Source organism: Deltaproteobacteria bacterium (genome assembly GCA_003194485.1).
Lineage (GTDB): Bacteria > Desulfobacterota > Dissulfuribacteria > Dissulfuribacterales > UBA3076 > UBA3076.
Map to the genome: position 1 here is coordinate 104,583 of PQXD01000003.1, position 9,896 is coordinate 114,478.

Sequence of the window (9,896 nt, forward strand, 5' to 3'; positions counted from 1 at the left end):
TCTCAAGTCCACGTAAGAGAAAGCCGGGGAAACCCTGACAATGTTTCATCTGCCCAAATACAGGTTCAATTATTCGCTTGCGAAATCCATAAATATATCGACTGACTGGGTTTTGGAGGTTCCTGTCCATGGCCTTGTATCTGTCGGAACGGTGCCTGATATTTTTGGAGCCGGATTCGGCCTTTCTCATCTCTTGCTCTTTCCGGGTTGAAACAAGAGCGTTTATTTCATCCTTGGATTCCAGGTATTCAAGATTATCGTCACTGCAATACCCTGCGTCAGCAAGGACTGTCTTTGCGTAAACATCTATTTCTGAAAGATTCTGCTGTGCCTGCTCCAGCATAGGTTTAAGCTGATGAATGTCATTGGCCTCATTCACCACGTCACAGGCAATAACTATCTGGTCTTCTGTAGCTACGGCCTGAGCATTATAACCTTGAATATAACCTTTGGACGTCTTCTGAATACGACTCTCAGAATCGGTCATATTGACCTTGGTTTCAGGCTTCACTGTGTCGTCAGGCTTTTGAGATTTTCTGCCGTGTTTCTTATGAGACTCCTTGCTCTTTTTGGCTTCAGCCTTTTTTCTGGCTTCCAGGTATTTTTTAGCCTCTTTGATCTTTGCAAGCCTTTTTTCTGCAGTACTCAAATCCTCAGGAAGTTCATCACCACGTTTGCTGCCATACAGCCTGTCTTCCTCCTGATCTGTCTTCTCTGCCTGCTCAAGGAGTGCTTCCAATTTCTCCTTGAGTCGCTTCTCTTGCTTGGAAAGCTGCTCATAAGTTTTGTTGCGGCTCAGGCTTGCATTGGCTTTAACCTTGGTGCCATCAAGGGCTATAATGCCAGCCTTTACCAAACCAGAAGCCTTACAGAGAAGTAGTATCTGGGGAAAAAGATCCTGCAGAGCCCTGAGATGTCTTTTGCGAAATTCTGATATGGTTCTAAAATCTGGAAAATTACCGGCAGCAAGCCATCTGAATGCCACATCATCTACCAGGGCTTTGGCAATCTTCCTGCTGGATGGAATACCCATACAGTAGGCGTATAAAAGTATCTTTACCATCATTGCCGGATGATAGGCTGCGCTTCCCTGGCCATTGGCTCTGTAAGCTGTGATTAATGCTGACAGATCCATTTGATCAACTGTCTCAGATATAAATCGGGCAAGATGGTCCTGGGGGAGCCAGTCGTCCAGAGATGGGGGTAGCAGATATGGTTGCTCCGGATTATAGCTTCTGAAATTGTAGTTCATGAGGCCCTCAAAAAGCAATTATCATGTTGAAATTATATAATATTTTACCGAATTCGGCCTCATTTTGCAACTAATATTTGCGGGACAGACTCTTAAGTGAAAAGAAATATCCCCTGCCAGTGAACGGTCTGCACAGTGGACCAAGGGTTCATAAGAATATTTACTTGAAAAGCCATGAAAAGGGTAGAACGCTTTCAGTACAGAACGCTATTGAGTCTTTTTTGTAAATCCGGCCTTGGCAAAAGAAAATATTTTGCTAATATCGACTTGGAAAACCCCTAAGGGGAGAGCAATATCAAATCAGGTCATAATCAGCGCGTATTAAAATTAAAGATAAACAATGAAATTCCAGTGGATTAGCAAAGCAATCCTCCTTTCTTTACTGTGTCTCATTTTTGGCTGTTCCGCAGCCAGGGTCCCAAACGTGAACCATAATGAATTTCCTGCCAATTGTACTTCCGAAAAAGAAACTCGTGTTCAGGACGGTAAAGAACTTCCGGCCTGCACCCCTCCATCAAAACTGAAAGATGCCGGGAGTGCAGAAGGACATACATCCGGACCCCTGGAGAACCCCAGGGACTATAGGCCTGTAAAAAAAGAACCGGATGGAAAGCAGGATCTTTTAGACACTGCCCTGGACTACTGTGAGGCATCCCAGGAATTCTGGGTTGAAGGTTATCTCAATAAAGCCATCGATGCCCTGGATCAGGCCTATGGGCTTATCCTGAAGGTAGATCCGGAAAACGATCCGGAATTTATCCAGCAAAAGGAAGACCTGAGATTTATGATTTCCAAGCGAATTTTGGAAATTCATTCATCGCGGTATACCGCGGTAAACGGGAATCACAAGGCCATCCCGCTGATCATGAACAGCCATGTAAAACAGGAGATCAGGAACTTTCAGGGACGTGAAAGAAAGTTCTTTATAGAGTCTTATAAACGTGCCGGGAAGTACAGGGACGAAATCGTTAAGGCCTTGAAAGAAGCTGGACTGCCGGAAGACCTCTCATGGCTGCCCCTCATCGAAAGCGGATTCAAGGTAAAGGCATTATCTCGCGCCCGCGCCCTCGGACTGTGGCAATTTATTCCTTCCACTGGCTATAAGTTTGGCCTGAACAGGGACACCTGGATCGACGAAAGATTGGATCCCGCAAAATCCACTGCCGCGGCCATTTCATATTTACAGGAATTACATCAGATATTTGGGGACTGGACTACTGTTCTCGCAGCATATAACTGCGGTGAAGGGACAGTACTCCAGAAAATTCGCAGGCAGAAAATCAATTATCTTGATAACTTCTGGGATCTGTATGAGAAACTTCCAAGAGAAACTGCCCGCTATGTCCCCAGATTCCTGGCCACGCTCTATATTATAAAAGATCCGGAAAAGTATGGGATAGCTCTGGGAGAACCGGACAGACCGGTACCATATGAAGTCGTAACGGTTGACAAGCAAGTCCATTTAAAGGCGGTGGCCGACAAGCTGGACATATCTGCTAAAGAACTCATCGAGTTAAATCCGGAGCTTCGCTATAGTGTCACTCCGGATACCGCCTATGCCATCAAAGTCCCTCGAGGGAAAGGCGAAATCCTTCTTGCCAGAATCGCGGATATTCCGGAGTGGTCCCCACCCCAAAAGGCCTATGTGTATCACAAGGTCAGAAAAGGTGAAACACTCTCACTTATAAGCCTCAAGTATCATACAAGTGTCCGGAATATTATATGGGCAAATAATATCCATAAAAAACATTTCATAAAAACCGGACAGATACTAAAGATACCTGTTGTCAGCAGGAGGACTCAGAAAGTACCAGCCAAACATGCTGCAAGTCTTCATGACGGGAAATACATAGTGAGAAAGGGAGACTCGCTTTGGCTTATCGCCAGGAATTTTAACACAACAACAAAAGAACTTTGCAGGCTCAACAATTTGTCATCAACTCGTCTCCATGTCGGTCAACAGTTAAAAATTACAAATGTTAAACCACTAACCAAATCTGAGAAGAAGACAACATATCTCGTTAAACCTGGAGATAACCCCTCAGAAATCGCCAAGAAGCACCATATGTCTCTTTCCAAATTGCTCAGCATCAATGATCTGGATATTGGATCTACAATATATCCTGGACAGCTACTCGTAATCAGCAACTAGTTACAGGTAACCATACAAACCATCCATCGCATAAAGATAATAGTAAATATTCAGTGAATCAGTTACATCCTGCCTTGAAGCGGTTACCTTTTTCCGGATTTCAAAGCTCACTCATCGCAGACCGGAGAGGCGGTGCAATCCGGCCCGCGGCCCAAAACCCTGGGACGAAATTTGTCTTTATTTCTTTTCAATCTGGTGTAAAAGACTTTTTTAAGAGAGATGCATGGCTTTCTTTAATGAAGTAGTTAAAAATATGGTACAAAAGTGGGGTTGGTATTTTGGGGTCCATTTGAAATCGATCTTTCATCAAAGCGAAACGATTTCATGAGTAGTCACCAAAGTAACACCTGACAAGAAGTATAAGCATAAAATAAAAGGAGAATGTTGTAATGATGGAAGGTCGGGTAAAATGGTTCAATGACAAAAAGGGGTACGGTTTTATTGAAACGGATAACGAAGGTGATGTCTTTGTACATTATAGCGCTATCCAAGGAGAAGGATTTCGCTCCCTGCAGGAGGGAGACAAGGTAACTTTTGATATAGAGCAAAGTCCCAGGGGACCTCAGGCAGCAAACGTTAAGCGGACTGCCGGGTAAGTAAGATCCTGAAAAAGGGTAAATATTCGGTGAACTCATAGTCCACTGCGGAAGTTGCCATCCGTGCCCTGCCGCAGAAGCGGTTTGCCTTTTGCAGGGTTTTGGGTAGCGGGCCGGATTGCACCGCCTCTCCGGTCCGCGATGAGTGAGCTTTGAAACCCGGAAAAAGGTAACCGCTCCAAGGCAGGATATAACGGGTTCACCGGATATTTACGAAAAAGGGCGCTCTGAATAGATTCTTCAGAGCGCCATCTCCCCAAAATGTAGCAATCAGGCAAGTTGCCTCTCCAAGACAAAAGATAGCCCCTTTGGAGAGTGGGTCAGGGTACCTCCAAATGTACTTTTCATAGCATAAAGCACAGAAAAGGTCCCTTTGAATATCTCTGTTATCTCTGCCTCGGTAAAACGATAAGGCCCCCTGTCTCCAGGCTCGTCACGGCTGAATACCTTCAGAAAAAGCCTGCCGCCGGGACGAATAACTCCTGCAATATGAAGGACATACTGTTCACGCCCTTCAGGGGCAATACCATGAAAACACCCACGGTCAAAGGCATAATCAAAGCTCCCGAGATGGAGCAAGGGCTGGCAGACGTCAGCTATTTTATATGTAAGATGCGGGTTCAAGTCGCCAAAACGAAGGCGGGCTTGCTCAATAGCAGCGGAAGCTATATCAACAGCTACAACTTCGTATCCCAGGGCCGCCAGCCTGGCAGCGGCCGTACCCGGTCCGGTGCCCAGCTCCAGTAACCGCCCGGGCAAAGGGGCATATTCCGACAGGGCTATGATCAGATCTTCGTCAAGGCAATCTGTATACCAGGGCATATCCTCAACTGAGACCGCATTATAGAAATTTTCCCAGGTTTGACCGCTGGGACCCCGACCTCTTTTTTCCGACAACTCGAGCCTGGACTTCGTAAGGTCCGAGAGGCTGCCTCTGGCCACCAGTTCAATATTATGGCCGTCAGGGTCTTTGAGAGTCAGCACTTGCTCCATTCCCGGCCGTTCTGACGGGCCGTTCACTTGAAGACCCAAAGCCCTGAGCCTGTCCTGAGCCTGCAGGAGTTCCCATATTGGCAGCCAAAAAGTCATTGTTATCCCCTCTTTATCTTGGGGACACTCCATGAATCGCAGGGCAGTCTGCCCGGTTGATACCTCCCATGTTCCACCCGGCAGGGCCCTTGCCATCATGCCGAGCTTGTCCCGGTAAAATTCCAGGGACTTTAAACGGTCACTCACCGGCACAATTACACGGCGTACCCCCCGCAAAACGAGTGGAACCTCAAGAGCTTTAGCAGTGCTATCTTCCATGTCTTTCTTTCCGATGCACGCATCACACATGATTATATTGAAAAAGTCTGAAATATGAGTAAATATTATACTGTATATTTCGCTCTTGAGAAGAAATCCTTGACAGTTCCAGAAACCATTTCTATTATTCAGGCGCAGTTCGTTGCGGGAATAACTCAGTGGTAGAGTGCAACCTTGCCAAGGTTGAAGTCGCGGGTTCAAATCCCGTTTCCCGCTCCAGTCATTAAAATAGCAGGGCAGCAATGGCTGCCCTTTTTCTTTCCTGGCAGTTATGAAAAGATCTTCTTTCCATATTATGGTCTGCCTCGCCGCGCTGTTAATTTTCATGTTCAACATGAAAATTTCCGCGGTGTCCGGTCCAAACAACCCCAAGGTAAAGCAGGTCACAACCACCTTGAGCGGCCGGGTGGATCTCTGTCTTTCCTGCCACAAGAAAAAACCGGATAAAGCCCACGGAAGGGAAATCCTGGGATGTGCCGTGTGTCATAGGGGAAATCCGCTCTCCGGTGACAAGCAACGGGCACACCTGGGAATGGTCCTGAATCCCGGGGAACTTCGATTTGCAGATAAGACCTGCGGCCAGTCCGCTTGCCACCCAAATCAGGTTACCTGGGTCAAGAACTCACTCATGGCTACAAATCGCGGCATCATCAGCACACTTCGCTTTTACTGGGGAGAGACATCTGACCACAATGAGGACATTTCGGTAAAAATACTGAAAGACACCGGCATGAACTCCCTTGCCCTTGACTACTACAGGAAGTTGTGCGGAAGCTGCCATCTGTGGGTCGAGCGCAGAAGCCTTCCCAGCTTTCTGGCATACAAGGGCGGGGGATGCACCGCCTGTCACCTTGTCAAGGACAGAGGTCAAAAGGCAAAGGAAGAGAGACATCCCGGGATAATTAAGGTCATCCCTATGGACAACTGTGTCCTGTGTCACAACCGGAGTGGACGTATCGGGCTGTCCTATCAGGGAAAATTTGAGTCAGAGGGCTACGGCACCCCGTATGAAGAGGGTGATTTCTCATCCAGAGAATTAGCTGACGGCCGTTTTTACAGGATATTTAAGGATGATGTCCATCACGAAAAAGGGCTCACCTGCATTGATTGCCATACCCAAAAAGAAATTATGGGAGACGGAAAACGCCATGCCCATTTCGAAAAGCAACTGGAGGTTACATGCCGGGACTGTCACGGGACCTCTAATCACCAAGTCACCAGGTCACCGAATTCACCCGGGCTCCCCGAACTCAAGATCCTGGAAAAAGACGGATCATTTTTCCTTGAGAATAAGCAAAACAAGAAGCTTCATCCGCTCCACGCCCCGAATCCGGTTGCCTGCATGCATCCCGCCCACCGTCGCCTGTCTTGCCAGGCCTGCCACAGTACATGGGTGCCTCAATGCTACGGCTGTCATATCCGGATGGACGGAAGCAAGACCCAACTGGATAAAATTGCGATAAAAGAGACCCCCGGGCTGTGGGAAGAGTTTCGTTCATTTATCCGCTATGAATATCCGCCTTTGGGGATATTTGAACATGACACGGAAAGACCGGGGATTCCTTCTGAAAAGGACCTGCTTCAAGCCGAGACCGGAGAAGTGGTTGTCCTTGTACCCGGGTGACAGGACTTTATTTCCTTCCTGGATGGAGGCGGCAAATGGAAACGTAATTTCAAGCGACTTACTGTCTCATGGATGGACCCTCATACCACGCAAAAGGCGGGGCGCCCCTGCAGGGAATGCCATCAGGACCCCAGGACCTTGGGGCTCGGTCGAGGCAGTTTATCATTCGGACCTGATGGATGGAGGTTCATCTCGTCTCTTTCCGGTCCTTCCGGTTCCCTGGGCACAGATCACCCCCTGGACGCCTTTGTTGACATAAAAGGCAGGCCCCTGGTCCGCACGTCAAGAAAGGGACTCAGGCCCTTCAACTCACGCGAAATTGACAGGATACTCTATGTTGGGCTCTGTCTTCCATGCCACACGAATTTTGACGACCCCGTTATGAAGACATGGACCCCGGGAAACGCCCCCCTCCCCTGTTCGCGAATTGTTATCATGCCGGCGCCCCGAACCGCATGGCAAGCCGTATCCCGGCCTCGTAAACACCTATCAGCGGGAAAAAGATAAGCACTTGTGAGAACACGTCCGTTGGGACAAGCAGCACTGCCAATACATACAGGGCTATGTAACCGGCTCTTCTGTGCCTTGAAAAATATCCCGTGGACACGATACCGCAACGGGTGGCAAGTGCCATAAGGAATGGAATTTCGAAAACCATACCAAAAACAAAGATGGCCTTGAGGGAAAAAATCATATAACTCTGCAGTCTTGGCATTGCCTCCAGTCCCTGGTTTGCAAAGCCTAAAGTAATGGAGAAAGCAACAGGCATTATGACCCAGTAGCCAAAAAGACCCCCTGAAATAAACAGGCCTGTACCCCAGAACATAAAACTCTTTATAAGCTTTTTCTCTTTGTCATACAGGCCTGGAGCCGCAAACATCCATGCCTGATACAAGATCATCGGAGTGGAAAGGATGACAGCACTCCAGAAGGCGACTTTGAGATAGGTCATGAAACCCTCTGTGAGGGCCGTAAATACCAAAGAGCTGCCAGGAGGCAGTGCCTGATGGACCGGATAGAAAAGTATGGAAACAAGGAGGTCTGAGAATGCATAGCAGATCGCAAAAGTCACTGCCATGGTGACAAAGCAGGTGATCAGTCGACGCCTGAGCTCAACAAGGTGTACCCTGAATGGAAGATGCTCAAAAGACATCTCATTGACCACAATACTCAGGGGCTGTCTTTGGAATTGCTCGTACCACTTTTCCCTATGTTATCAGAATACGGCGATTTACTGTAATCTTTCTCCTGTTCTTCCGCCTGGATATTATCCTTGCGGGCTTCACGGCCATCTGCCGCTTTTTGCCCTGACAATGAATCTCCATTGACCAAATCGGACCAGCCGGATTCAGTCCGGTCCTCTGCCGCCTGACTTATGTCTTTTCCCAGGGACTCGATATCAAGCTGGCTTTTAAGCTCCTCTGACGCCCTCTTTAATTCCCCTATATAACGTGCAATCTGTCCGGCAAGCTGAGGAAGCTTATCCGGCCCGAGCACTATCAAGGCCAATGCCAGAATCAAGAGCAACTCCGGAAGTCCTATGCCAAACATCGGCTATCCCCTCTTGAAGGACCTCCTGTTCCTGCCGCCCAGCATACAGAGGACCTCATAACTGATAGTGCCGCCCCACTGCGCCAGCTCTTCAACCCTTATAACTTCGCTTCTCTGCCTGCCCAGGAGCACGACTTCCTCACCGGGAGCTGCTCCATCAAGCGCGGAAACGTCGGCCATAAGGGCCCTCATGCAAATACGCCCAACCACGGGGCAACGCCTGCCCCTGATAAGGACCCTGGACTTGTTGGACATGGATCGCAGATAACCGTCGTCATAACCGACAGGCACTACAGCTATCCTGGAAGGTCTTTTGGTAAAAAAACTGTGACCGTAGCTCACCGGTGAACCCTTGGGTAAATTGCGTACCGCTATGATTTTACTATAAAAACTCATGGCGGGCCGCAATTCAAGGCCTTTTTCGCTTTGAGGACCAGGATAGGAACCATAAATGGCCAGCCCGGGCCTGACCATATCATAACGGGCAGAAGGAAAATGGATCAGGCCAGCTGAATTGGCCAGATGAACAGTTGAAGGTCTCCATCCCATGTCTTTTACCTTGTCTAAAACTGATGCAAATGTATTGAGCTGAACCATGTTAAATGGATCAAGAGGATCATCAGCAGATGATAAGTGAGAATACAGACCTTCAAGGTTCAAGTGCGGCCATCGATCCGGCTCCTTAACAACTTGATAGAGTTCATCCGGCGAAAAACCCAGGCGCCCCATGCCGGTATCCACTTTGAGATGTACCTTGCATATTTTATCCCTCACAGATGCAGTATGCTCAAGAGTGTCCAGGGAATGAATGTCGGTTACACCTGGAATTAAGTTAAGCGCCAGGACCTCTTTCTCTGCTCCTGGAGGTAACCCCGACATGAACAGAATGGGAGCGGTTATCCCTCCTTCCCTCAGAGCAATTGCCTCTTCAGCCTCTGAAATGCCAAATCCCCACACACCGGCCGATTCAAGTACCTGGCTGACCTCTATCAATCCATGGCCATAGGCATCGGATTTTACCACCGCCACAATACGAACACCTGTACTTTTCAAAAGTCCTTTAAGAATGGCGAGATTATGGCTTATGGCCGTGAGGTCTATTTCAATTCGGTTAAGGTCTGTATAAGACATGAGTTATCTCTCAAGATTCATAGAGGCAAGAATTATCAGTGTTTGAATTAAGATCTATATATACTGCAAAAAGCGATTCTGCCCAAATATCTCCGGAGCCACGGCCGTGCCCGGAATGAATACAAAAAGAAGTAAATATTCTTATGAACCCTTGGTCCACTGTGCAGACCGTTCACTGACAGGGGATATTTCTTTTCACTTAACACTTCAGCCCCTTGTTTTCTTAAGGCTTTTGACATGGGGGAGTCTTGCCCCCTCCCCGTTCTCCTTCGCTGCGCTCAG

General features: G+C 48.0%; 8 protein-coding genes, 1 tRNA gene and 1 pseudogene. 5 read left to right on the forward strand and 5 right to left on the reverse strand.

Features of this window, described 5'->3' with window-relative positions:
• Positions 1-1,270, reverse strand: a 1,270-nt coding sequence (locus C4B57_02725) for a hypothetical protein (GenBank protein ID PXF55553.1), incomplete at its 3' end; no start/stop codon positions are given.
• A gap of 337 nt (positions 1,271-1,607) precedes the next feature.
• On the opposite strand from C4B57_02725, the pseudogene C4B57_02730 reads away from it, so the two are divergent.
• Together C4B57_02730 and C4B57_02735 are read left to right on the forward strand one after the other, a co-directional pair.
• Positions 1,608-3,224: pseudogene (locus tag C4B57_02730) on the forward strand (lytic transglycosylase).
• Between the two features lie 569 nt (positions 3,225-3,793).
• On the forward strand, positions 3,794-4,000 hold the full coding sequence (locus C4B57_02735) for a cold-shock protein (protein ID PXF55554.1): 207 nt from the start codon (positions 3,794-3,796) through the stop codon (positions 3,998-4,000).
• 270 nt (positions 4,001-4,270) lie between these two features.
• Here C4B57_02735 and C4B57_02740 read toward each other — a convergent pair whose 3' ends face one another.
• Positions 4,271-5,338: a hypothetical protein gene (locus C4B57_02740; GenBank protein ID PXF55555.1), complete on the reverse strand. Its 1,068-nt coding sequence runs from the start codon at positions 5,336-5,338 to the stop codon at positions 4,271-4,273.
• Positions 5,339-5,452: 114 nt separating this feature from the next.
• Here C4B57_02740 and C4B57_02745 point away from each other — a divergent pair.
• From C4B57_02745 to C4B57_02755, 3 genes are all read left to right on the forward strand, one after another.
• Positions 5,453-5,527, forward strand: a tRNA-Gly gene (locus C4B57_02745).
• A 52-nt stretch (positions 5,528-5,579) separates the two neighbouring features.
• Complete coding sequence (locus tag C4B57_02750; GenBank protein ID PXF55556.1) at positions 5,580-6,932, forward strand: amino acid ABC transporter substrate-binding protein; 1,353 nt, start codon at positions 5,580-5,582, stop codon at positions 6,930-6,932.
• A complete protein-coding gene (locus C4B57_02755; GenBank protein PXF55557.1) occupies positions 6,919-7,191 on the forward strand; it encodes a hypothetical protein in 273 nt (90 codons plus the stop codon). The genes C4B57_02750 and C4B57_02755 overlap by 14 nt, the downstream gene beginning before the upstream one ends.
• Positions 7,192-7,365: 174 nt before the next feature.
• On the opposite strand, the gene tatC is transcribed toward C4B57_02755, so the two are convergent.
• The 3 genes from tatC to alr are packed head-to-tail and all read right to left on the reverse strand — an operon-like array spanning position 7,366 to position 9,614.
• The gene (gene tatC / locus C4B57_02760) at positions 7,366-8,085 is read right to left on the reverse strand and encodes a twin-arginine translocase subunit TatC (GenBank protein PXF55558.1); all 720 of its coding nucleotides are present in this window, start codon (positions 8,083-8,085) and stop codon (positions 7,366-7,368) included.
• A 17-nt stretch (positions 8,086-8,102) separates the two neighbouring features.
• A complete protein-coding gene (locus C4B57_02765) occupies positions 8,103-8,483 on the reverse strand; it encodes a hypothetical protein (protein ID PXF55559.1) in 381 nt (126 codons plus the stop codon).
• Positions 8,484-8,486: 3 nt separating this feature from the next.
• Entirely contained in the window at positions 8,487-9,614 is a 1,128-nt protein-coding gene (gene alr / locus C4B57_02770; protein PXF55560.1) for an alanine racemase, read from the reverse strand.
• Between the last annotated feature and the right edge of the window lie 282 nt (positions 9,615-9,896).

Coding starts and splice junctions, on each gene's coding strand:
- alr (PXF55560.1), bottom strand. CDS start 9,614: ATGTCTTATACAGACCTTAACCGAATTGAAATAGACCTCACGGCCATA.
- C4B57_02735 (PXF55554.1), top strand. CDS start 3,794: ATGATGGAAGGTCGGGTAAAATGGTTCAATGACAAAAAGGGGTACGGT.
- C4B57_02740 (PXF55555.1), bottom strand. CDS start 5,338: ATGTGTGATGCGTGCATCGGAAAGAAAGACATGGAAGATAGCACTGCT.
- C4B57_02750 (PXF55556.1), top strand. CDS start 5,580: ATGAAAAGATCTTCTTTCCATATTATGGTCTGCCTCGCCGCGCTGTTA.
- tatC (PXF55558.1), bottom strand. CDS start 8,085: ATGTCTTTTGAGCATCTTCCATTCAGGGTACACCTTGTTGAGCTCAGG.
- C4B57_02765 (PXF55559.1), bottom strand. CDS start 8,483: ATGTTTGGCATAGGACTTCCGGAGTTGCTCTTGATTCTGGCATTGGCC.